A 22,657-nucleotide genomic window follows, 5' to 3' on the forward strand; every position below is an offset into this window, starting at 1 on the left:
TTTATTTCTTCGTGATCAGGCCACTGAAATACTCATTCAGGTCACGAAAATCCTTCACCGTCCAGGCATGGGGCGGTACTTTCACGCCGTTTTCCCGCAAGGTCCGGGGAATCAAATCTCCATTCGGGCGAAGAATGACGGACGAGACAATCACGCCCGGATAATCATGCAGCCTTTTTCTGAAGGCGGCGGTCGTCAGGTCGGGCGTGGGAGGGTTGCTCTTGTTGGCCAGCGGGCCCGTGCCCCTGGCGTCTGCCCCGTGGCACATGGCGCATCTCGATGAATAGAGCTGCTTCCCATTGCTGTTGTCCGCAAAGGAGGGCGATGCCTGAATGACCAACGATATTCCCAATGACGCGGCGAAGAGTATTTTCATTTGCTCGTGGATTTTTTGTATGAATCTGATCCGCCGCGATCATATTGCCTTCCACGGCCACCCTGGACGCTTGCCTGGCTGCCAGCCACGCGCCCACGAAAAAGCCCTGCAGTGCAGGGCTTGTGAATGAGGGGACAGGGCGCGCCTGGCTTACTTCTTCGCGTATTCGAACTTGGGCAGCGCCTTCAGCGCGTCCTTGGTGGCGCCGGGCAGGGTGATCTTGTTGTTTTCTACGCGGAACTGGTTCACGGGAATGGCCACGTCATGCTTGCCCATGCCCAGGAAGCCGCCTGCGCCGATGATGGCGTACGACACGGCCTTGTCGGGTGCGACGATCACATCGTCGATCTTGCCCACGGCCTTGCCTTCCTCGTTGTAGACGCTCTTGCCCAGCACGGACTTCTTCAGGCTCCAGCCCGTGGCCACGGCCTGGACTTCAGTGGCTGCCACGCCCAGCGTGGTGGTGCCCGCCACGGGCTGGGCCCAGCTGGTGGAGGCTGCGCCTGCGATCAGTGCGGCGGCGATCAAACCCATCTTCAGCGTCTTGTGACCTGTCATAGAGAACTCCTGGAAAACAAAATTTGAAGCCCTCATTAGGAGCGCTGCCCAAGCGCACGGAGATCGGAAAAGCAAGCAAAGGCCTGTCAGCCAATCGAGCGGCGCGGCGAGGAGCCTGCCTACAAGCTCCCGCAACCGTGCGCTGGCGGGGTGCAGGCCCCCAATCAGATGGCGCTCAGATGCTCATACAGAATCACCGAGCCGATGCCGATCAGCAGCACACCGCCAACGGCCTCCGCCCAGCGGCCCGCAATGCTGCCCAGCAGGCGGCCGACCATGACGCCCAGGGTCACCATGGCGAAGGTGGCAAAACCGATGGCCAGGGCCACGGCGGTGATGCTCACATCCAGGAAGGCCAGGCCCACGCCCACGGCCATGGCGTCGATGCTGGTGGCGAATCCGGTGGCCACCAGCAGCCAGAAGCCGTGCCGGGCGGGCTTGGCCTCTTCTTCGCCGTCAGCGGCCTTGAGGGCGCCCAGCAGCATGCGGCCGCCCAGCACCAGCAGCAGCACGAAGGCAATCCAGTGGTCCCATGCCTTGACGTAGTCGGAAGCCGCATAGCCCAGCGCCCAGCCGGCCAGCGGCGTCAGGGCTTCGATGACGCCGAATATGGCGCCTGTGCGCAGGGCTTCGGACCAGCGGGGCTTGAGCAGGGCGGAGCCCTTGCCCACGGCAGCGGCAAAGGCGTCGGTGGACATGGCAAAGGCCAGGAGCAGGATGGATGCGGCGTTCATCTGGGAGGGGTTCTTCACGGCCGGGCAAGCGCACAACGGCACTTCACCGCCGCCCGACCTTGTGACCTGTGTCGCGGTGAAATGCCGATGGTCTCGCCAACCGAAGAACGGATGCCTGCGCCACAGCATGCAGGATGCCGAGTGTGTTGACGCAGGCGCTTGCAGGTTGCAAGCAGGCTACTCCCCAAGGGATGCGTGATTCTAGGAGCGCAGGGCGTGACCGGGGCCTATGCCCCCATCGGCATGCGGCTCTCTGGAAATGATTCGTATCTTCGTGGCTGCCGCTATTTTCCGTTGGCGTACCGGTTGCGCTCTTCAACGAATTTCCTGATTTCCGACGCTTCAATGGGCCTGCTGAAATAGTAGCCCTGTATTTCATCGAAACCCAGGGAAACCAGTAAATCAAAGACTTCGGCGCTGTCAACACCCTCTGCCACCAGGCGATAGCCAAGATCCGAGGCCATGGTCATGATGGATTTCAATACGGACAGGGCCCGGTCATTGGTATCGATGTCGCAGACCATGGACCGGTCTATCTTCAATATCTCGGCAGGCAGATTCTTGAGCGATGCAAGATTGGAATATGCGGCGCCAAAATCATCCAGTGCAACCTTTATGCCGAGTTTCCTGATGTGTTGAAGCGCCTGAACCGTGCCCTGGCCTGTCAGCACATCGCTTTCTGTGCACTCGATCACGATGTTTTTCAGCGGAACGCCGTGCTGGTTGCACATGGCGTTCAGGTAGTCCGGAAAATCGACCTCATCCAGATTGCGCGGGGAGATGTTGATGGAGACCTGAAGATCGAGTTTCTCGGCTTTCCAGGCCGCCACCTGCGCCAGCGCCGTTTTGATCACGAACCGTGTCAGGCTGTGGATCAACGGCGTGGCTTCAACCAGGGGGATGAATTCGCTGGGTGGGATTTCTCCCATTTGTGGATGCTTCCAGCGTATGAGGGCCTCCAGCCCCTTGCAGCTGAAACTGTGGTTGTCGAATTTGGGCTGGTACACCAGCCGCAGCTGCCCATTGCCCAGCGCATGCCCGAAGTCCCGCAGGAGCCGATAGGATCTTTGCTGGAGACTGTCCTCGTTCTCCTCATAGCGGTGAAATGATCGTGCGTTGTATCCGGCCTGCTGCACGGACACCATCGCCTTGCGAATGACATCGTCCACCTCGTCCTGGTTCAGGTAGAACCGCACCACGCCTGCCCTGGGTTGAAGTTCAAACCGCAGATCGGCGCTGGTGATGGGTTTTTGCAGGTACTCCAGCAATTGGTTGACCAATGCCTCCTCATCTTCTTGCCTGCCGGCGCTGATCACCCAGGCAAACCTGGCCAGGCCCACGTGGTAGACGGTTGCGTGCGGCCCCGTCATGTCCGTGACTGCCTTGGCAATGTCACGCATGAGCTGCTCGACATAGTTCAAGCCCAGCGCATTGCTCATTTCCAGCAGGCTGGCGTGGTTGAGCACCTCCATCAATACCAGACCGCGTGCCGCTCCCGGGGCCAGAATGCAAAGGCTCTTCAGGTCCAGCTTGAGTTGCGTGCGATTTGGCAGGCCCGTGACTTCGTTTGTTTTTCCAATTCTGTGATGGTATTGGAGTTGAGCCTGAACGATGGCGGCCATGGCTTGCAGTTGCTGGCCTTGCTCTTCGGAGAATGTCCTGGGCTGGGTATCGATGATGCACAGGCTGCCGATGGCGTGGCCGGATTCCATTATCAAAGGCACACCTGCATAGAACCTGATATTGGGCTTATGGGTGACCAGGGGATTTTCTGAAAATCTGCTGTCCAGGTGCGTATCGGGAATCACCATGATTCCTTCGTTTCTGATGGTGTGGTCACAGAAGGCATCCGTGCGGAGGCTGCCATCCATATCCACACCCACCGGTGCCTTGAACCATTGCCTGTGCTCGTCCAGAACCGTGATGATGGCAATCGGAGCCATGAACATGCGGCTGGTGAGCTGGGTGATGCGCTGGAATTCCTTTCTGGCGTTCAAGTCCAGGATTTCAGCGGTCTGCAGTCCGAGCAGTTGCTCTTTCTCGGATTCGGTAGTCCAACGGGTAAGCATCTATTTCCTGCCTCAGTGAACCCATACTATAAAACTGCCGCGCCTTTGGGGTCAAAGGGATTACTGGGCGTCCAGCAGCGGTAAAAGCTCCTGCAGTTTTTCCAGTGCGCCTGGGCCTTGAAGCTCGGAGATGGTGCCCAGCGGCTCCGTGTCTTCCACAATCACATAGGCCATGGACCACTTGGCAAAACGCCTTTGATCAAGGCGTGCCTGCGGAAACAGGGGCGTGAAGTTGATGTGTCTTTCATCGCGCGAGATGGACTCCACCAGCAGCGCCAGTTGCTCTGGCGGCCCTTCGACATACTGGAAGAAGCGTTCACCGTCGAAAACCAGCATGCCCGTGATGCCGGCCGACCAGTTGAAGGTGCGCGCCGCCTTGATGATCGCCGCGATGCATGTGGTGTCAGCCCCTGGGGCCAGCTGGCTGTGATAAAGGAAACATTCGAGAGAATTTTCTTGCATACCCTCCCCCTTTCTGAGTTGTTGGGCGGCGATGGTATGCGTTGCGCGAGGGGGGTCACGTAGGTGCGCAACCCGTTGTTGCATATGTAACCATCCTGCTTGCCCCCTGTGCCTGGGCGGCTGCGGGGCCCAACGACAACCAGCCCCCACAAGCGCTGGCGGGCAGGGCTTGCGGGGGCTTGTGCAAGAGGAGGAGGGTGTTCCAGGCCTGGATTGACGTGGCCGGCCTTACAGGCGCGGCATCGCCCTCATTGCTGCTGCTTTTGCGGCAAGGGCTGGCCTATCTGGCGCTGGTTGGCCTTGGTCTGCTGCTGGGTGTAGTTGCCGTCGCTGATGGGCTGGCCCATCTGCATGGGGACATACGAACGGTGATGGGACCCCGCCATGGGAATGAGCTGCTTCATGGAGAGAACTCCTGATCCGGCGGGTGGCGGCTGGGGCCGATGCCGCCGGTCTTTAGGGGTTGCGGGAGGAATGCAGCAAGTGTGTGGCGCGCCGTGAAATCCAGGTGTAGGAAAGATCGGAAGCCGTGTAGTCAAGCCTGCGCAAATGCAAGAAAGCGCTGACCTGCACGAAGGGGCAGGACACCCCTGGCACAGATCAGCGCTGTACAGGCCGCGCCTTGTTTGTCAGAACTTCAGGCTGTCACTGCCTTCCGCGCGCAGCGTCCTGGTGTCGAAGTCCACCGAGAAATGGTCGCTGGGCTTGCCCGAGCCCAGGCCCTTGAGGATGGAGAACACCTGCTTGAAGCTGTACTGGAAGGGCTGGCCCACGGGCGTGCTGTCGGCCAGCTTGTCGCCTGTTTTCTGGGGCGCCGAGGTCAGGGCAGGGAAGGCGCTCATCAGCAGGCGGTACTGCTCCACGCGCTGCTTGCCCATGTCGTTCAGCGACAGGCCGCCCGCGTAGACGGTGCGGTGGAAGTCGCCGTAGAAGGTATAGGCCGACACATTGGCCAGCGCGTTGAAGTCCACGCCTGCGGCCTGGGCCTTGGCGCGGGCGGCGTTCTCGGCAACGCTCCAGTCGGATGCCCACTGCGCGGCATTGCCGGCCACGGGGCTGCCTTGCAGGCAGCCGGCGCTGGGCTTGAAGGGCACGGCAACGCCTTGCGCGGCCAGGCCGGCGAGCTGGGCGTAGGTGACCTTGGTGTCCAGCTGGGCCATGGTCAGCATATGCTGCAGATTGAGCTGGCTGACCAGGTCCTTCATGTCGCAGGCCCAGTACTCGTCCAGGAAGCGCAGGCGCGACAGCTCGCCGAAGTAGCGGCTGGTGAAGTCGCCATAGCTGGTGCTGGACAGAATGGCCTTGTCCCAGCGGCGCTTGGCGTCCTCGGGCTTGCTGCTGCCTTCCACGTACTTCCATTCCATCTCGTACAGCGGAAAGAGCTCGTTGAAGCGCGGCACGTTGTTCAGCGCCACGGTCTGCACGTCCACCTTGCGCGGCGTGTCGAAGCGCACGATCTTGTAGGCCGCGCCATAGACGGCCAGCGACGGCGACTGCACGTTCACCAGGTACTTGCCGCTCTTGCTCAGGTAGTCGTTGGTGCCGTTGAAGTGCATGTGGCCGCCGATGTGCAGCGGCAGGCCCGTGGCGGCCACCGCCTCGGCCGTGGCCTGCTCGGGCACGCGCGCCGTCTGGAAGGCGCCGGGCTTGAAGGCGGCCTTGATGGCGTCGGTCTGGTTGGCGTAGAAGTCCATGGTCGGGTAGTGCGAGAAGGCCACCAGCTGCTTGCCCTGGGCCTTGGCGCGCGCGCTCACCGATTCGATCCACGCCATCACGCTCTTCTTGTGCGTGGTCATCTTGTTCCAGCCCGCATTGCCGGCGCCGGTGAAGCCCTTGGGCGAGTTGGGCTTGGCGGGGTCCAGCTTGTCCGGCACGAAGACGTTGGCGTCCACCGACAGCAGCCACAGGCCCTTGACGGGCTCGACCAGGTAGCTCACATCGGCAATGCTGGTGCAATTGGTGTAGCCGGCCTGCTTGAACTTGCCGCCTTCGCCTTCCTTGCAGATCTCGTAGCTGCGCTGGCCCAGCTGGGCCTGTCTGGCCGCCTCGGCATAGCTGTACTTGTCCTGCGCGTAGGTGCTGTAGGGCGTCTCCCAGTACACGTCCTTCTCATTGGGCATCAGGCCGTAGGGGGCCAGGTCGCGCAGCAGCGAGGCATAGCCTTGCTCCATCAACTGGTCGGTACAGACCACGTTGGCTTCGGCGTTCAGGCAGCCCTGGTAGTTCTTGGCGTAGACCTTGACCGTGCTGCCGTTGGCGGCCATGAAGTCGTCCTTGCCCTTTTCGTCATCGTCGTAGGGGGCGACAGGGTCATGGTTGCCGGGCGCGATGAAAAAGCGCATGCCCTTTTTCTCGTACTCGGCCAGCACGGCGCGAAAGCCGTTCACGTTCAGCGGCTGGCCGTCGTCGGAGAAGTCGCCGGGAAAGGCCACCAGCTTCACGCCCTTGGCCAGCGAATCGTCCAGCGCGGCGCGGAAGGCGAAGTAGTTCTCGTTGAACAGCCGCGTGGAAGTCAGCTGCGCATACATGGTGCGGATGGTGGCGAACATGCCATTGGCCGTGGGCACGCCCTTGAAGCTGCTGTTCTTGAGGTCGCCGTACACGTCCTGGAAGTGCACATCGGCCATGAAGGCCACGGCCTGGCTGTTCGTTCCCCCATCTGCCCTATCGCCATCGCTGCCACCACAACCCGCCAGGGCCAGCGCTGCGGCACCGGCCACCATTCCCAATTTCCAGACTTGCATTCTTCGTGTTGCGCGGGGCGCTCTGATTGACAAAGTCCGGCATTGTCTGCAGCCCATGTTTCATGGGTGTGACGGGGCAACCCAGCCAGGCGTGGTAGACGGCGTCCGACTTTTGCAGGGGGAGGGCGCGCAGCGGGCACGCCGATTGCTATGCATCCATGGCCTGCAACCACAGGCGGAGAGTGCCCATGAATTCCATGAATCACCCCTTGCTGAGGCTGGCCGATTCAACCTCGGTCCTCAGGCCCGGCAAATACACGGACCACCGCACGTCGGCCGTCTTGCCGCAATTGCGAAGAATCGGCCTGTTCCGCGCGCGCCGCTTCGGGGATCTGCTATGCGCCACGCCCGTTCTGCGTGCATTGGCTGCGGCCTGGCCCAAGGCACGCATCACCCTGGTCGGGCTGCCCGAGGCCGAAGGCCTGGCGCAAAGGCTGTCTTCGGTCGATGACTTCGAGCTGTTTCCCGGCTGGCCCGATCTGCCCGGCGTGCCCTCGGCCAAGGCCGATGAATACAGCTTCTTCCAGCGCCGCATGCGTTCGCGCCGCTTTGACCTGGTGGTGCAGCTGCACGACTCGGGCCGCAACACCAATGCCCTGGTCGCCAACTTTGGCGCGCGCCGCAATGCGGGCTTTGCGGACCCCGATGACTGGGTGCCCGAGGCGGATGCGCTGCGCTTTGTGCCCTGGCCGGGGCAGGGCAGCGAAGTGCTGGGCCTGCTGGCCCTGACCGACTACATGGGCCTGCCGCGCCGCGGTCTCAAGCTGGACCTGCCGTTGAATGCCGATGACCGCGCCCGCGTCCGCCCGCTGCTGCCCGCAAGCCGCCGCTACGCCATCGTGCACCCGGGCGCGCGGCTGGCTGTGCGCCGCTGGTCCGCCAGCGGCTTCGCGGCCGTGGCCGACCGGCTGGCGCAGGCGGGGCTGGAAGTGCTGCTCACCGGCAGCGAGGACGAGCGCGCCCTGGTGGCATCGGTGGCCGCGCAAATGCGCCACCCCGCGCTGGACCTGAGCGGCCGCACCGACATCTGGATGCTGGGCGCGGCGCTGGCATCTGCCAGCGTGGCCGTTTGCAACAACACCACCGTCTCCATGATGGCTGCTGCCCTGGGCACGCGCAGCGTGGTCGCCTCGCAAGCCGGCGAAGTGGACCGGGGTCCGCCGCTGGACCGGCAGCGCCACCGGGTCTTCATCCCCGGCAACGATGCGCATGCCGCCGAACTGCTGGCGCAAGCAGCGCTGGCGCTGGCCGATGAAGAGCTGGCGTGAGGCATGCCCAGGGCCAGGGCACCCCCGGCGCCCTCAGTGCGGCCGCCCGGGCGCAAGCGGGACCAGTTCCATCCGGTCCCGTCCCTTGCGCTTGGAGGTGTAGAGGGCTTCGTCGGCCTGCTTGAGCCAGTGGGACAGCTCCACCCCGGGCTGGTCGAACAGGGTGGCACCGATGCTCAGCGACACCGGCTCCGGCGTCTCGAACAGGGTGCGCGCCTGCTGCGCGAAGGCCTCGCGCAAGTCCTGGCCCAGCGCCTGCGCTGCCGCGTGGTCGACGCTGCGCAGCACGATCACGAACTCGTCCCCGCCCAGCCGTGCGGCCAGTGCGCCGCGCGGCAGCGCGCTGCGGATGAGATCGCTCAGGGTCAGCAGCAGGCGGTCGCCGGCATCGTGGCCGTGCAGGTCGTTGACCTGCTTGAAGTGGTCGATATCGATCAGCAGCAGGGCGCAGGGGCTGGCCGGTGAGGCCTGCTCCAGCAACTGGGGTGCGCGCAGATAGAGCGCGCGGCGGTTGTCCAGGGCGGTGAGCGGGTCGCGGGCGGCGATCTGCGCGATGCGTTCCTCGCGGCGATGGCGCTCCGTGCCGGTCATGGACATGGCGAGCAGCATGATCGCCATCACACCTTCCACCAGCGAGACCAGGATCACCGTGCCGTGGAAATTGGCCAAGTTGATGAAGGTGTCCAGCGCCACGGCCGAGGCGGCCTTGGCGAAATAGAACAGGCCGTGGGCCAGCAGAACAAAGCGCAGCTGCGCCGCGCCCACGCCCAGCGTGCCGCCGTGCGGGCGCAGCAGCAGGCCGGCGCGCAGGCTGATGACGGCGATCAGCAGCGACTGGATGCCCAGCATTGCCCTGGACCACCACGGTCCGCCGGGAATGAACAGCATTGCCAGCCAGACGACGGCCACCAGCCACCACAGGCGCGGCAGCCGGGTGTGCGTGAACGCGGCAACGCCGGCCAGGAACAGCCAGTGCGCGCAGATCAGCAAGCCGTTGGGAAACCAGATGCCCAGCAGCACATGGCCGCTGGAGCGCAGCAGGGCCAGCATACAGCCCACGGCGATGATGGCAAACCCCCCGCTCCACAGCAGCAGCGAGCGTTCGCGCACGCTGCCCCATTCCGCAGCCAGATACAGCGCCGAGGCGGCGGCCATGGCCGTGGTGAGAACAAGCAGGGTGAAGGGATCGAGAACCATGGACGATGAAGATATCGGCGCAGGCAGGCCCCGTGCAATAGCTGCCAGGCAAGGAGCAATGCGGCGCAGGTCGGGGCCGTCGCATTGAAATGGAGCGGAGCGCGCGGGCCGAATTGTCGCAGGATGCGGGCCTTCAGGCCCTTGCTGCGCGGCAGTCCGTTGGGAGGAAGTCACGGATCGGGCGGCCCGTGAACGGGAGCCCGTTGCCTGATTTTCGGCCTGATTTCCGTGATGCAGCCGCCGTGGTGCTGGTCAGCGCGGATGCGGCTGGAGTCGTGAGCAGCCCGCCAGAGCGGAGCACCAAGGGTGCGGTGACCGGGAAGCCGGCTGTCAGATGGCCGCTGCGTGCAGGCGGGTATTGAAAAGCGGCCCTTGCGTGAAGGCGGCCAGACGCTTGGCCAGCCACAGCACGGCCAGGTCCACCAGGGGCTCCACCAGCACCACGCACATGTAGGCGGCACCAAAGCTTGCGACCTCGGTCATGGTGGCCAGGCTGGCGCCATGGCCGTAGATGGCCCAGAAGGCGACCCACAGCACGATGCCGCCCTGGTAGGTGGTGGACAGGGCCAGGGCCTGCCGGTAGCTGATTTCCACATAGGCCGTGCCGGCCGGAATCAGCCGGCGCGCCAGCTGGCTCACCGCATACAGCGGCACCAGCAAGGTGGTGACGTTCATGCCGTACTGCGGCAGGTCGAAGGGTGCAAAGAACAGGCCCTGGACCAGCAGGCCGCACGCCAGGCCAATGGCCGCAGCACCCGCGCCGAACATCAGCAGCAAGGTCGAGCCCAGAATCAGATGGACCTCGGATACGCCGACCGGCTCATGCGGAAACACCTCGAAGAAGCTGAACACCAGCGCGGTGGTGATCACACTGCGCACCAGCAGCGCGAGCGCACCGCCGTTGTCGCGCAGGCTTTGCCGTGCCAGGGCGGCGGTCAGGCCGAAGGCCGCTGCGGCAGTGACGTAACTGAGGGCGATTTTCTCGGGGCTGACGACGCCGGGTTCGATGTGCATGGGAGGTCCTGAACAGGCAAGGTCCGTTGGAGAGCCGGCGGGCACCGACTGCGCAACGGCAAAGGCACCGAGCATAGCCGGGGACGGTGTGCTGCGCCATGTTCATTTCACGCTGTGGCCACGCTGTAGTCACGCTGCCGCACTTCGGATAGCCATCGGTTTCACGCGCTGGCTCTCACGCCGGGCTTTCGGCCTCTTTTTCGCATGGCCAGGAATCGCTGTGCTGTTCCGAGCAGATCTCCCGTACGCACCCGCGCAGCCACCGGTGCGCCGGATCGGCATGCAGCCTCGGGTGCCACAGGAGTGAGACCGTAATCTCCGGCACAGGGACGGGGAGGGGGAAGCTGTGCATTCCGGCACGCAGGTTCCCCGTGTGCCGTTCGGGAACACTGGCGATCAGGTCGGAGGCCCGGGCCAAGGCCAGCGCCGCTGAAAAGCCGCCAACGATCGCAACGATCTGCCGTTGCAGGTCGAGAGAACTCAAGGCTTCATCGATGGGCCCCTTGTCCTGCCCTCGCCGGGACACGAGGATATGCCTGCCGGCCGCATAGCGCGCGGGCGTGATCTCGCCCTGGCTCAGCGGGTGCCCCATTCGCACGACGCCAATGAAACGGTCTCGGAACAACGCCTGCGCACGCACCTCCGGACCTATCGTGCTCCCGACAACGCCGGTCTCCAGATCGACCGTGCCGTCGCGAAGCGGGCCGCTCCCTTTGTTTGATTTCTGCACAAAGCAAAGGCGAACGCCAGGCGCTTGCTCGCCGACGCGGGCAATCAGGTCCGGTCCGAAATTCTCCACAAAGCCTTCGCTGGTCCGCAGTGTGAACGTTCGGACCAGCTGCTGGAGGTTGGGCTGCTCGGCAGGGCGCAGAACCGCTTCCGTGTCCTGCACGAGCTGGCTGACCCGCTCGCGGAGTTCGAGCGCCCGAGTTGTGGGAACGAGGCCGCGCCCGGCCCGGACCAGCAGCGGATCGCCCGTCGTCTCCCGCAAACGCGCCAACGCCCGGCTCATCGCTGACGGGCTCAGCCGCAACCGTTGGGCGGCGCGCGCCACGTTGCCTTCCGCAAGCAGCACATCCAGGGTGACAAGCAGGTTGAGATCGGGTCTTGACATGGATCGACCGTAGCACGGCGTGCGGTGACATGGCGCCAGACGCATGAATAAAGTGAAAGTGGTGCGCCTTCCGCCATGCCGGGCAGGGAACTACGCTTCCGATAGCTCAATTTCGGGAGTCGCCAACGATGAAAATCACACCAGAATCAGCCACGACAGCAAGAGATGGGATGGCCGCTGACAGTGCAGAGCAGACGCCGTCGATTCGGTGGGTGCTTGCCAGCCTTTCGCTATCGATGTTGCTGTCATCGCTGGGCACCAGCATCGCCAATGTGGGGTTGCCGACCTTGGCTCAGGCGTTCGGCGCCTCTTTCCAGCAGGTCCAGTGGGTCGTCCTTGCCTATCTGCTGGCCATCACCGCCCTGATCGTCAGCGTCGGGCGGCTCGGCGACGTCATGGGCCGCCGACGGCTGCTGCTGGTCGGCATCTTCCTGTTCACGCTGGCCTCGGTCCTTTGCGGCCTGGCGCCCACGCTCCGGCTGCTGATTGCCGCCCGGGCGGTGCAGGGTCTTGGCGCGGCCATCATGATGGCCCTCACCATGGCGTTTGTCGCCGGGACGGTGCCGAAGGAAAGGACCGGCAGCGCCATGGGACTGCTCGGAACGATGTCCGCAATGGGCACCGCTCTCGGTCCATCGCTGGGCGGCATTCTGATCGCCGGACTCGGTTGGCAGGCGATCTTTCTCGTCAACGTACCGCTGGGTATCGTGGCATGGGTTCTCGCGCACCGTTACCTGCCCGCCGATTGCCGGGGGGAGAAGACCGGGCGGGCCCGCTTCGACAATCTGGGCACCTTGCTGCTGGCTGTGACGCTTGTGGCGTACGCACTGGCCATGACGCTGGGGCGCGGAAGTTTCGGTCCGCTCAACGGGGCTCTTGTGTTGACCACTGCCCTGGGTGCCGTGCTCTTCGTGCTTGCCGAGGCGAAAGCCGCATCGCCCTTGATTCGATTGGCGATGTTCCGTGATCCAGGCTTCAGCGCAAGCCTTGCCATGAATGCGCTCGTCTCGACGGTGATGATGTCGACGCTGGTGGTGGGGCCGTTCTACCTCGCCCGTGCGCTCGGGCTCAACGAAGCCATTGTTGGCATCGTGATGGCGGTGGGCCCATTGATCGCCATATTGAGCGGTGTCCCCTCTGGCCGTGCCGTCGATTGTTGGGGCGCGCCATCCATGGCCGTCGTCGGGCTCATCGCCATGGCTGCGGGGGCATTTGCACTGTCCGTGCTTGCGTCGATGTTCGGCGTGGCGGGATACGTTGCGGCCATCGTCGTCCTGACCCCTGGATATCAGCTCTTCCAGGCGGCCAACAACACGGCCGTCATGGCGAATGTCCATCCAGACCAGCGCGGCGTCATCTCGGGCATGCTCAGCCTGTCGCGCAACCTCGGGCTCATCACCGGGGCATCCACGATGGGGACCGTTTTCGCGCTCGCTTCAAAGACGCCCGACATCGCAACGGCGCATCCCGAGGCCGTTGCCAACGCGATGCGGATCACGTTCGCAGTCACGGCCGTTCTGATCGTCGTTGCCCTGGCCATGGCAATGGCAGTTGCAAGCCGTGCTCTCGCGACAAGCCGTTCGTGACGAGGCTCAGTGCACCGGCCGGCTCAGCCGCCTGCTCGCCCTCGATATCGCGTAGTTCACCAGGCAGTACAGCACCGCCACCACCAGGTACACGGGCACCAGCGCGTGGTAGTTGGCGATGAGCACCTTGGCGTTCTGCATGAGTTCGCCATAGGTGACGATGTAGCCGAAGGTGGTGTCCTTGACCACGATGACCAGCTGCGCGACCAGGGCCGGGACGATGTAGCGCAGGGCCTGCGGGAAGACGACGAACCGGAAGACCTGGACCTCGGTCAGCCCCAGGCTTCGCGCGGCATCGGTCTGGCCGCGAGGGACGGCCAGCACGCCTGCGCGGTAGACCTCGGCCACCACGGCGGCGGTGCTCAGGCCTATGGGCAGGGTCAGCATCCAGTACGTGCCGAGCTTGATGCCGGCTGCGGGAAGCACCAGAAAGCACACGTAGATGAGCAGCAGCGTGGGCGTGCCGCGCAGGAATTCGATGACGGCGATGCTGGGCCAGCGCACGATGCGGGGCCGCGCCAGGCGCCCCGCCAGCAGCACCAGCCCAAGGCTCAGCGCAATGACGGCGGCCATGGCCGAGGATGCCAGCGTGCCGAGCAGGCCCTTGGCCAGAAAGGCCCAGGTGGTGGGCCAGGCGAAGAATTCCCAGAACCGGGCCTCGAGCTGGCCTGCGGAATGAAAACGCCACACGACGCCCGCAGCCAGCGCAATCAGCCCGGCCGCGGCGATCAGGCTGACCACCTGCGTGATCTTCCTGGCCTGCGGGCTGGGCGCGCCAAACAGAATGTCTTCCAGAGAACGGCTCATCGCAGTATCCGCAGCTTCTTTTCCAGGATGGCGCCCACCCAGGCAATGAGCAATCCGGTGGCCACGTACAGGGCGGCGGCCACCGCGAACGCGGCCATGCCGGCGGCGGAGTCGTTGGCGATCTTGGACACGAGCGCCGTGAGCTCCCGGCCCGCCAGCGGCACCTGGGACGCCAGCGAGGTGGACAGCATCAGCGCAATGAGCAGCGACGTCATCGGCTGCACCACCGAGCGCAGCGCCTGCGGCAGCACCACGGCCGAGATGATCTGCATGGGCCGCATGCCCAGGCTGAGCGCGGCCTCGATCTGGCTGCCGGCAATGGTGTTGATGCCCGCGCGCAGATAGTCCGCCGTGAACGCGGAGCAAACCAGGGTCAGGGCCAGGATCACGCTGGGCTCATAGTCGATCACGACGTTGAGATCGGGCAGCGCGAACACGATGAAGATCAGCAGCGCCACGCTGGGAATGTTGCGGAAGATCTCGACGTAGCCCGTCAGCACGAAGCGCAGCGGCGGCAGCGGAAGAAGCCTGAGCACCGTGACGACCACGCCCAGCAGGAAGCCGGGCAGGAACGAGAAGGCGGTGAGCTTCCAGGTCAGCAAGAGGGCCTGCCAGAAGGCAGGCCCGTGGTCGGAAAGGAGCCGGGAGATGTCACCCATCGTTCAGGGCAGGGCGGGCGGCGTGGGAACGGCCGTGCTGCCGGTGCGCTGTCCGATGGAGATGGTCCAGAGCTTGGCCCAGGTGCCATCGGCTTCGATTTTCTTCAGGAAGGCGTTGATGAAGGCCACGCCGTCCGAGCCCTTGGGCAGGCCGATGCCGTAGGAATCCTGGGCGCCAAAGGGCGCGCCTGCCAGCCGCGCGTCGCCGGTGCCCAGGCTCAGGGTGTTGAGCAGCAGGGTGTAGTCGGTCACATAGGCATCCACACGGCCCTGGCGCAGGGAGTCCAGCGCTTCCTGGTGGGTCTGGAACTCCTGCACGACCGCCTTGGGCGCGTGCTGCGCCAAGATGGCGGGACCCGTGGAGCCGGCCTGCGTGGCCACCTTCTTGCCTGCCAGGTCGCTGTAGGACTGCACGGTCTTGTTGCTTGCCTTGACCAGCACCCCAGCCTGCGAGGTGTAGTAGGGGCCGGCAAACGAGATCTTCTCGGCGCGTGCGGGGGTGATGGAGTAGGTGGCGATCACCATGTCCGCCTGGTTGTTGATGAGTACCTGCTCGCGCGTGGACGAGGTCACCTGTGCGAACTGGTACTTGGACGCATCGCCCAGGATGTAGCGCGTGAGCAGCTGGGCCAAGCCTGCGTCGAAGCCGCGGATCTTGCCGTCCTTCTCGTTGAGCAGGGAGAACAGATTCGAGGTCTGGGTGCTGCCCAGGCGCAGCGTGCCGGCCTGCTTGATCTTGCTGGCCCAGGTGCTCGATGCAATGGTCGCGGCGTCGGCGACGGGGCCTTGCGCCACCAGGGCGTCAAACGCCGCTGTGTTCAGGGGCGCGCCCTGCGCAAAAAGCGATCCACTGCCCACGATCGCCAGCGTCACCACGGTGGATTTCAGAATGGATTTGATGGGCATGTGGTCTTCCTGCTTGGTCTGTGATGTAAATCTGGGGATGGCTGCCAGGGGCAAGCGCCGATTATGGCGACTCGCGGCCCTTGCTGCCGCACAAGGGCTCAGTCCCCGGTCGTGCGCCGGTCATGCGCAGGTCACGTCCCGGCCATGCGCCGACCGGGTGCGATGGTGGGGGCTGCGGCATTGAGCGTCTCGATCGCATAGCCGGCCGCTGCCTTGTAGCGGGCCATGAAGCCCTCGCGCTCCTCGCGCGGCAGCACCTCGTCGATATGGTCGAAGACGCCGCCGCAGCGCTCGTCCACCAGCCCCAGCAGGCCGAAGGGGCCGGCCCCGCGGTTGCGCAGCACCAGGGCCGAGATGTCCTTGCACAGCCTGTCGTCATAGGCGCACAGCGCCTGCGAACCCACGCCGTGGTCCAGCAACTGCGCGCCCAGCACGCGCGCGTCCACGATGGCCTGGCTGGCGCCGTTGGAGCCCACCGGGTACATCACATGCGCCGCATCGCCCAGCAAGGCCACGCGACCGTCCACCCAGGTGGGCACGGGGTCGCGGTCGATCATGGGGTACTCAAAGACATCCGTGGCGCCGCGCAGCATGGCCGGCACGTCCAGCCAGCCGTAGTCCCAGCCGTCGAAGTGGTGGATGAATTCCTCCAGCGCCACGCGCCGGTTCCAGTCGCCTTGCTGCCAGCCGCCGTCGTTGTCCACCGTGATCTCGGCGATCCAGTTGATGGTGGCCAGGCCCGTGACGGGGTCCGGCGGCGTGATGGGGTACAGCACCACGCGATGGCGCAGCGAGCCCACGCCCACGAAGGACGCACCGGTGCGCACCGGCACGCCCGGCGTGGTGCCGCGCCACATGATGGCACCACCCCACTGGATGGGCGGCTGCGCGGGGTGCATCTGCGCGCGCACGGCCGAGTGCAGACCATCGGCCGCCACCAGCAGCGAGCCCTGCACCTCCAGCCGCTGGCCATCGCGGGTGTCGATGAGCGCGGTCACGCCGTCGGCATCCTGCCGGTAGCCCACCACGCGCCGGCCCAGTTGCACGGCATCGTCGCCCAGGCGCTCCCGCACGGCGTTGAACAGCATCATCTGCAGCTGCCCCCGGTGCACCGCGTACTGAGGCCAGTGGTAGCCCGCCTGCAGCCCGCGCGGCTCGGCATACACCTCGTTGCCGTTGCGGCCCACCAGCGCCCATTCCCGCGCCTGCAGGCCGATGGTGTCCAGCACATCGTTGCCGAAACCCAGGTCATGCAGTTCCCGCACCGCGTTCGGCTGCAGGTTGATGCCCACGCCCAGCGGCTGCAGCTGCGCCACCGACTCGAACACGATGCAGGGCACGCCGATCTGGTGCAGCGTGAGGGCAGTGGCCATGCCACCGATGCCGCCGCCGGCAATGAGCACGGGGCGGGATGGATTGTTGTGTGAAGCAGCAGCAGACATGCCGGGATTGTCCATGCAATGGCTGCGGGTGGATGTCCCATCTGCGGCGCGTGCATGGCGCAAACAATGTATGATGACCATCATGCGAAACACAAATTCCAGCGCCCGGGCTTCCGCCAAGGAGGCCACGCATGAGCGCATCGTCTCCGTGGCGGCGCGGGCCATCCGCCGCAGCGGCTATGGCGGCACCGGGGTGGCGGACATCATGAAGGAGGCGGGCCTGACGCACGGCGCCTTCTACGCCCATTTCGCCTCGCGCGATGCCATGCTGGCCGAAGCGGCGGGCAAGGCCTGTGCCGAGTCCTGTGCCGCTGTCGCCGACGTGGTGGCCAAGGCACCGCCCGGCATGGTGCTGCAGGCCATGCTGGCTGCCTATCTTTCCAAGGAACATGTCCAGCGCGCCGAGGTGGGCTGCCCCCTGGCGGCCCTGGGCTCCGAGACGTCGCGCCAGGCGCCGGAGGTGCGCCGCGTGGCCACGGGCCACATCAAGGAAATGGTCGATCTCATCGCCCGCCAATCGCCGGACTGGGGACAGCCCGGTGCCCATGAGCGCGCGCTCGTCACCTTGTCCACCATGGTCGGCAGCCTGCTGCTGGCACGGGCAGTGGATGATCCGGCCCTGTCCGACAGCCTTCGCGAGGCAGCACTCAAGCACCTGGCGCCGGCCAGCCATTGATGGCGCATGCCCTGTGCATGTGCCTGGATTTTTTTCGCCATTACATATGATGACCATCATATAAAGGAAGACCATGAAGGCATTTGTTCTGGAAAGCTATGGAGCGAACCGGGCCTTGCAGCTGGCAGAGGTACCCGAGCCGCAGCTGCGTGACGATGAAGTCCTGGTCCAGGTCCATGCCGCAGGCGTGAACCAGCTGGACTCCAAGATCAAGGACGGGCAATTCAAGCTCATCCTGCCCTATCGCCTGCCCCTGGTCCTGGGCCACGACGTGGCCGGCGTGGTGGTCAAGGCCGGCCCGCGCGTGCGGCAGTTCAAGCCCGGCGACGAGGTCTATGCACGCACGGACGATTTCCGGATCGGTACGTTCGCGGAGTTCGTGCCGGTCAAGGAGTCGTCGCTGGCGCCAAAACCCAAGGGGCTCACGATGGAAGAGGCCGCCTCCATCCCCCTGGTGGGCCTGACGGCCTGGCAGGCACTGGTGGAGACAGCGAAGCTGACGAAGGGGCAAAGGGTCTTCATCCAGGCCGGCTCCGGCGGCGTGGGCACGTTCGCCATCCAACTGGCCAGGCACCTGGGCGCCACTGTGGCCACCACCACGAGCGCGGCCAACTTCGAGCTGGTCAAGAGCCTGGGGGCGGATGTCGTCATCGACTACCGCACGCAGGACTTCGAGGACGTCCTGCACGACTACGACGTGGTGCTCAACAGCCAGGACGGCAAGACGCTTGGCAAATCCCTGCGCGTGCTCAAGGGCGGCGCGAAGCTGGTCTCCATCTCCGGCCCGCCCGATCCCGCATTTGGCAGAAACATCGCAGCGCCGGCATTCGTGCGGCTGGTGATGCGGCTGCTCAGCTCCGGCGTCAGGCGCCGGGCGCGAGGCCGTGGCATTGACTACTCCTTCCTCTTCATGCGGGCCAACGGCGGCCAGCTGCGCGAGATCACCCGCCTCATCGAAGCGGGCGCAATCCGCCCGGTCGTCGACAAGGTCTTCGCATTCGAATCCACCAACGAGGCCCTTGCCTATGCCGAAGCCGGCCATGCCAAGGGCAAGGTCGTCATCAAGATCCGTTGACCCGCTTTTTTCCCCACCCCTGGAGCGATCCATGAAAATTGAAAACGCTGTTGTTCTCGTCACCGGTGCCAATCGCGGCATCGGCCTGGCCTTCGCACGCGAGCTGCTTGCCCGTGGTGCCCGCAAGGTCTACGCCGGCGCGCGCGACCCCGCCACGGTCACCCAGCCCGGCGTGCATGCCCTGCAGCTGGACGTGAACCGCCCGCAAGACGTGGCCGCCGCCGCCGCGCTGGCGTCGGACGTCACGCTGGTGATCAACAACGCCGGCATCGCCCAGCCCGGCGGCTTCATGGCGCCCGACAGCGAAGAGGTCGCCAGGCGCATCTTCGAGACCAACTTCTTCGCCGTGCTGCGCATGAGCCAGGCCTTCGCGCCGGTTCTCAAGGCCAACGGCGGCGGGGCCTTGCTCAATGTGCTGTCGGTGGCCTCCTGGGTGAACGGCGGCGAGCTGGCCGCCTATTCGGCCAGCAAGTCGGCCGCCTGGTCGCTCACCAACGCCCTGCGCAGCGAGCTTGCAGGGCAGAAGACACAGGTGCTGGGCCTGCACATGGCCTATGTCGACACCGACCTCACGCGCGGGCTTGAAGCGCCGAAGTCCAGCCCCGAGGACATCGTCAGGCGCGCGCTGGACGGACTGGAGGCCGGGCTCGATGAAGTGCTGGCCGACGAGCTCACCCAGCAGGTCAAGCGCGGCATGACAGCGGCCCGGCCAAGCTATCTGCCGCAGGGCGCCTGAGATCGGACCGTGCCCGGTTGCCTGCGCTTTTTCGGCAACCGGGCACGGCGGTCAGCCATGGGTGCCCATCCGCATGGGGTGGCGTGGGTTGGCATGGGCTGGCACGATCGGTCAGCGCCGGCCTGGTTTATATTTCCATATTTGTTGAAATATCGTATGATTTGCCCATGGATGAATCTGAAGTCGTCGAATCCCTGGCCGCGCTTGCCCACCCCTTGCGCCTGCGCATCTTCCGCGCGCTCGTCGTGGCCGGGCCCGAGGGGCTGACGCCGGGCGTCATGGCAGAAAGCCTGGGCGCCGCCAACACCACGCTGTCTTTCCATCTCAAGGAACTGACCCGCTCGGGCCTGGTGACGCAGGAGCGGGCCAGCCGCAACCTAGTGTACCGCGCCGCCTATGAGCGCATGAATGGCCTGCTCGGCTTCCTGACGCAGAACTGCTGCGCAGGTGCGGCATGCGAGGTGGCCGACATGTCCTGCAAGTCCTGCTGACGCTGCTCCCCCGGTTTCCCCGCCCCGAACACTTCCTGCCATGACTACCGACAAACCCCTGAACGTCCTGTTTCTGTGCACGCACAACTCTGCCCGGAGCATCCTGGCGGAAGGCCTTCTGAATCACCTCGGCGGCGGGCGCTTCAAGGCCTACTCCGCAGGCAGCAGCCCCCGCGACAACCAGCAGCCCCATCCGATGGCGATTGCGGCGCTGGAGCAGGCGGGCGTGTGCACCGAAGGCCTGCGCAGCAAAAGCTGGGATGAGTTCGGCGCGCCTGATGCGCCCCCTATGGACCTGGTCATCACCGTCTGCGACAGCGCCGCTGGCGAGGCATGCCCCTATTGGCCGGGCCAGCCCGCCACCGCGCACTGGGGCTACGCGGACCCGTCGCAGGCCGAAGGCAGCGACGAAGGCCGGCAGGCCGCATTCCGCCAGACCCTGCTGGCCATGCGGCAGCGCCTGGAGCGGCTCGTCAACCTGCCGCCATCGTCCCTGGCCAGGCACGCGCTGCAGCAGTCTGCCCGCGACCTGGCCCGTGACTGAAGCCTGCCACTGACACCTGCTACCGACACCCGCCACCGAAACCGCTGCGGCTCTCGCTGCCGCCTGCACATCCTCGAAGAAAACAACACATGCTTGCGGCCCTCCTGATCTTTGCAGCCACCCTTGTCCTGGTCATCTGGCAGCCCGCAGGCCTGGGCATCGGCTGGAGCGCGTCGCTCGGCGCCATCGTGGCACTGGCCCTGGGGGTGGTGCACTGGGCCGATGTCGCCGTCGTCTGGGGCATCGTCTGGAATGCGACCGCCACCTTCGTGGCGGTCATCATCATCAGCCTGCTGCTGGACGAGGCCGGGTTCTTCGCTTGGGCTGCACTGCACGTGGCCCGTTGGGGCCGCGCAAGCGGCAGGCGCCTGTTTGCCTTCATCGTGCTGCTGGGCGCCGTGGTGTCTGCGGTCTTTGCCAACGATGGCGCCGCGCTCATCCTGACGCCCATCGTGATGGCCATGCTGGTGGCCCTGGGATTTTCTGCCGCAAGCACCCTGGCATTCGTCATGGCGGCAGGGTTCATCGCGGACACGGCCAGCCTGCCGCTGGTGGTGTCCAACCTGGTCAACATCGTCTCGGCGGACTTCTTCGGCATCGGCTTCAACGACTACGCGTCGGTCATGGTGCCGGTGAACCTGGTGGCCGTGGCCGCCAGCCTGGGCGTGCTCTTCCTGTTCTTCCGCAAGGATCTGCCCCGCACCTACGCCTTGGAGCGCCTGCAGCCGCCATCGGCCGCCATCCGGGACCTGGCCACCTTCCGTGCAGGCTGGGCCGTGCTGGCGCTGTTGATGCTGGGCTTCTTCGGGCTGGAGCCGCTGGGCGTTCCCGTCAGCGCCGTGGCCGCGGCCTGTGCGCTGCTCTTGCTGGCCGTCGCCGCCCATGGCCGGGTGATCAGCGCAGGCCGGGTCCTGAAGGGTGCGCCATGGCAGATCGTCGTGTTCTCGCTGGGCATGTACCTGGTGGTCTATGGCCTGCGCAACGCAGGGCTGACCGGCGCCCTGGCCAGGGTGCTGGAAGTGTTTGCGGGCGGCGGCGTGTGGGGCGCCGCAATAGGCACCGGCTTTCTGTCGGCGGGCCTGTCTTCCGTGATGAACAACATGCCCACGGTGCTGGTGGGCGCCCTGTCCATCGAGCACTCCGGGGCCACGGGGCTGGTGAAGGAAGCCATGGTCTATGCCAATGTGATCGGCTGTGACCTGGGCCCCAAGATCACGCCCATCGGCAGCCTGGCCACCTTGCTCTGGCTCCATGTGCTGGCCCGCAAGGGCATGACGATTGGCTGGGGCTACTACCTGCGCGTCGGCATCGTCCTGACCCTTCCGGTCCTTGCCATCACGCTTGTCGCGCTTGCGCTGCGGCTGAGTGTGGGCTGAGTGGGGTCTGAACGTGGGCTGAACGCCGACCGGCCGGCGCGCTGACGCATCAGCTGCTGCCGTCCTGCGCAGGCATCGGCACATTGGCGCGGCGTTCAAACAGGTGGGCCATGGCCTTTGCCGCCGCCTCGGCCGCTTCGGCGCGGCGCATCTCGGCCGGGTCTTCAAACCCGCAGCCCATGGCATGGGCCTCGGTGCCGGCGTAGTCGGCCAGCGTCTCGGCGCTGTCGCGGTTGCTTTGCAGGGCGCGTGCCACCACGTCCAGGTGCCGGTGGCCCTTGGGGGTCTCCAGCCAGGCCAGAGCCAGCTGGGCGATGGCGGAGATTTCTGCACAGCCTTGCTGCACGAGATGGTCCACCTGGGTGAGCGCATTGGACAGCTGTCGGGCGCTGTGGCTGTCCGTGGCGGTGGAGGGCTGGGTAGGGTTCATGCCATGTCCCTCCGCAGTTGGCCGGGCACAAAGGGCTGGCATGAGGGAGGGGCTGCGCCAAAAGACGGCGCGCAGGCGAGAGAAACGGCGTTCATTGTTCCGTGCTCCATTGCGGATCGAATCCACAGGCCATTGCATCTGCATTGACTGATGGATTCGGTGTGCCAAGCCTCGCTTTCGGAGAGGCTGTGCCGCTATACGACGGATGTTTTGAAGCATCAGCCCCGGGACAGGGGGCCGGGGCGGATGATAGCGCGGGAGGGGAGGGGAACGCCCCTTTTTTGGGGGGGGTGAGGCTTGCGAAACGTCCAGTCAAGCGCGGCACGAACGCACAGTCAAGCCACCAGGGCTGCGCGCCCGCAAGATGGCCGGCAGTGCGCATCCACCCGTGCC

At 65.2% G+C, this 22,657-nt stretch carries 23 protein-coding genes and 1 riboswitch; of the genes, 8 read left to right on the plus strand and 15 right to left on the minus strand.

Features of this window, described 5'->3' with window-relative positions; translation table 11 throughout:
- Position 1: 1 nt before the first annotated feature.
- The 7 genes from KDK82_RS06925 to KDK82_RS06950 all read right to left on the minus strand — a co-directional run bounded on the left by KDK82_RS06925 (position 2) and on the right by KDK82_RS06950 (position 6,943).
- Positions 2-376 (minus strand): cytochrome c, encoded by a 375-nt coding sequence (locus KDK82_RS06925; RefSeq protein WP_034395772.1) that lies wholly within the window; start codon positions 374-376, stop codon positions 2-4.
- A 150-nt stretch (positions 377-526) separates the two neighbouring features.
- Entirely contained in the window at positions 527-934 is a 408-nt protein-coding gene (locus KDK82_RS06930; RefSeq protein WP_034395775.1) for a PRC-barrel domain-containing protein, read from the minus strand.
- A 164-nt stretch (positions 935-1,098) separates the two neighbouring features.
- A complete protein-coding gene (mntP, locus tag KDK82_RS06935) occupies positions 1,099-1,668 on the minus strand; it encodes a manganese efflux pump MntP (RefSeq protein WP_088164375.1) in 570 nt (189 codons plus the stop codon).
- Positions 1,669-1,685: 17 nt separating this feature from the next.
- Positions 1,686-1,866: riboswitch (yybP-ykoY riboswitch) on the minus strand.
- A gap of 86 nt (positions 1,867-1,952) precedes the next feature.
- Positions 1,953-3,737, minus strand: a complete 1,785-nt coding sequence (locus tag KDK82_RS06940) for a bifunctional diguanylate cyclase/phosphodiesterase (protein ID WP_088164376.1) — start codon at positions 3,735-3,737, stop codon at positions 1,953-1,955.
- A gap of 60 nt (positions 3,738-3,797) precedes the next feature.
- Positions 3,798-4,283 carry a BLUF domain-containing protein gene (locus tag KDK82_RS06945; RefSeq protein WP_306417358.1) on the minus strand — a complete coding sequence of 162 codons (486 nt, stop codon included), beginning with the start codon at positions 4,281-4,283 and terminating at the stop codon, positions 3,798-3,800.
- 164 nt (positions 4,284-4,447) lie between these two features.
- A complete protein-coding gene (locus tag KDK82_RS32640) occupies positions 4,448-4,603 on the minus strand; it encodes a hypothetical protein (protein ID WP_012206197.1) in 156 nt (51 codons plus the stop codon).
- Positions 4,604-4,828: 225 nt separating this feature from the next.
- Positions 4,829-6,943: a metallophosphoesterase gene (locus KDK82_RS06950; protein WP_088164377.1), complete on the minus strand. Its 2,115-nt coding sequence runs from the start codon at positions 6,941-6,943 to the stop codon at positions 4,829-4,831.
- A gap of 188 nt (positions 6,944-7,131) precedes the next feature.
- Here KDK82_RS06950 and KDK82_RS06955 point away from each other — a divergent pair, with 188 nt between their 5' ends.
- The gene (locus KDK82_RS06955; protein ID WP_088164378.1) at positions 7,132-8,211 is read left to right on the plus strand and encodes a glycosyltransferase family 9 protein; all 1,080 of its coding nucleotides are present in this window, start codon (positions 7,132-7,134) and stop codon (positions 8,209-8,211) included.
- A gap of 33 nt (positions 8,212-8,244) precedes the next feature.
- On the opposite strand, the gene KDK82_RS06960 is transcribed toward KDK82_RS06955, so the two are convergent.
- From KDK82_RS06960 to KDK82_RS06970, 3 genes are all read right to left on the minus strand, one after another.
- The gene (locus KDK82_RS06960) at positions 8,245-9,408 is read right to left on the minus strand and encodes a GGDEF domain-containing protein (RefSeq protein WP_088164379.1); all 1,164 of its coding nucleotides are present in this window, start codon (positions 9,406-9,408) and stop codon (positions 8,245-8,247) included.
- Between the two features lie 330 nt (positions 9,409-9,738).
- A complete protein-coding gene (locus tag KDK82_RS06965) occupies positions 9,739-10,422 on the minus strand; it encodes an energy-coupling factor ABC transporter permease (protein WP_088164380.1) in 684 nt (227 codons plus the stop codon).
- Between the two features lie 175 nt (positions 10,423-10,597).
- Positions 10,598-11,536: a LysR family transcriptional regulator gene (locus tag KDK82_RS06970; RefSeq protein ID WP_088164381.1), complete on the minus strand. Its 939-nt coding sequence runs from the start codon at positions 11,534-11,536 to the stop codon at positions 10,598-10,600.
- Positions 11,537-11,664: 128 nt separating this feature from the next.
- Here KDK82_RS06970 and KDK82_RS06975 point away from each other — a divergent pair, with 128 nt between their 5' ends.
- Positions 11,665-13,122, plus strand: coding sequence for an MFS transporter (locus tag KDK82_RS06975; protein ID WP_088164382.1), 1,458 nt, complete (start codon positions 11,665-11,667; stop codon positions 13,120-13,122).
- Between the two features lie 6 nt (positions 13,123-13,128).
- On the opposite strand, the gene KDK82_RS06980 is transcribed toward KDK82_RS06975, so the two are convergent.
- The 4 genes from KDK82_RS06980 to KDK82_RS06995 form a co-directional block, all read right to left on the minus strand.
- Positions 13,129-13,929 (minus strand): amino acid ABC transporter permease, encoded by an 801-nt coding sequence (locus tag KDK82_RS06980; RefSeq protein WP_013801876.1) that lies wholly within the window; start codon positions 13,927-13,929, stop codon positions 13,129-13,131.
- A complete protein-coding gene (locus tag KDK82_RS06985; RefSeq protein ID WP_012206191.1) occupies positions 13,926-14,588 on the minus strand; it encodes an amino acid ABC transporter permease in 663 nt (220 codons plus the stop codon). The genes KDK82_RS06980 and KDK82_RS06985 overlap by 4 nt, the downstream gene beginning before the upstream one ends.
- Positions 14,589-14,591: 3 nt before the next feature.
- A complete protein-coding gene (locus KDK82_RS06990; protein WP_088164383.1) occupies positions 14,592-15,494 on the minus strand; it encodes a glutamate ABC transporter substrate-binding protein in 903 nt (300 codons plus the stop codon).
- Between the two features lie 131 nt (positions 15,495-15,625).
- A complete protein-coding gene (locus tag KDK82_RS06995) occupies positions 15,626-16,936 on the minus strand; it encodes a flavin-dependent oxidoreductase (RefSeq protein WP_088165447.1) in 1,311 nt (436 codons plus the stop codon).
- 70 nt (positions 16,937-17,006) lie between these two features.
- On the opposite strand from KDK82_RS06995, the gene KDK82_RS07000 reads away from it, so the two are divergent.
- From KDK82_RS07000 to KDK82_RS07025, 6 genes are all read left to right on the plus strand, one after another.
- Positions 17,007-17,612 (plus strand): TetR/AcrR family transcriptional regulator, encoded by a 606-nt coding sequence (locus KDK82_RS07000; RefSeq protein ID WP_088164384.1) that lies wholly within the window; start codon positions 17,007-17,009, stop codon positions 17,610-17,612.
- A gap of 73 nt (positions 17,613-17,685) precedes the next feature.
- Positions 17,686-18,687 (plus strand): NADP-dependent oxidoreductase, encoded by a 1,002-nt coding sequence (locus KDK82_RS07005; RefSeq protein WP_088164385.1) that lies wholly within the window; start codon positions 17,686-17,688, stop codon positions 18,685-18,687.
- Between the two features lie 31 nt (positions 18,688-18,718).
- Complete coding sequence (locus KDK82_RS07010) at positions 18,719-19,423, plus strand: SDR family oxidoreductase (RefSeq protein WP_088164386.1); 705 nt, start codon at positions 18,719-18,721, stop codon at positions 19,421-19,423.
- A 167-nt stretch (positions 19,424-19,590) separates the two neighbouring features.
- Entirely contained in the window at positions 19,591-19,914 is a 324-nt protein-coding gene (locus tag KDK82_RS07015) for a helix-turn-helix transcriptional regulator (RefSeq protein WP_012206185.1), read from the plus strand.
- Between the two features lie 40 nt (positions 19,915-19,954).
- On the plus strand, positions 19,955-20,458 hold the full coding sequence (locus KDK82_RS07020) for an arsenate reductase ArsC (RefSeq protein ID WP_088164387.1): 504 nt from the start codon (positions 19,955-19,957) through the stop codon (positions 20,456-20,458).
- An 89-nt stretch (positions 20,459-20,547) separates the two neighbouring features.
- Positions 20,548-21,834, plus strand: a complete 1,287-nt coding sequence (locus tag KDK82_RS07025) for an arsenic transporter (RefSeq protein ID WP_034395822.1) — start codon at positions 20,548-20,550, stop codon at positions 21,832-21,834.
- 49 nt (positions 21,835-21,883) lie between these two features.
- On the opposite strand, the gene KDK82_RS07030 is transcribed toward KDK82_RS07025, so the two are convergent.
- Positions 21,884-22,264, minus strand: a complete 381-nt coding sequence (locus KDK82_RS07030; RefSeq protein ID WP_088164388.1) for a hypothetical protein — start codon at positions 22,262-22,264, stop codon at positions 21,884-21,886.
- Positions 22,265-22,657: the final 393 nt, after the last annotated feature.

Source organism: Delftia sp. K82, assembly GCF_002193035.1.
GTDB lineage: Bacteria > Pseudomonadota > Gammaproteobacteria > Burkholderiales > Burkholderiaceae_C > Comamonas > Comamonas acidovorans.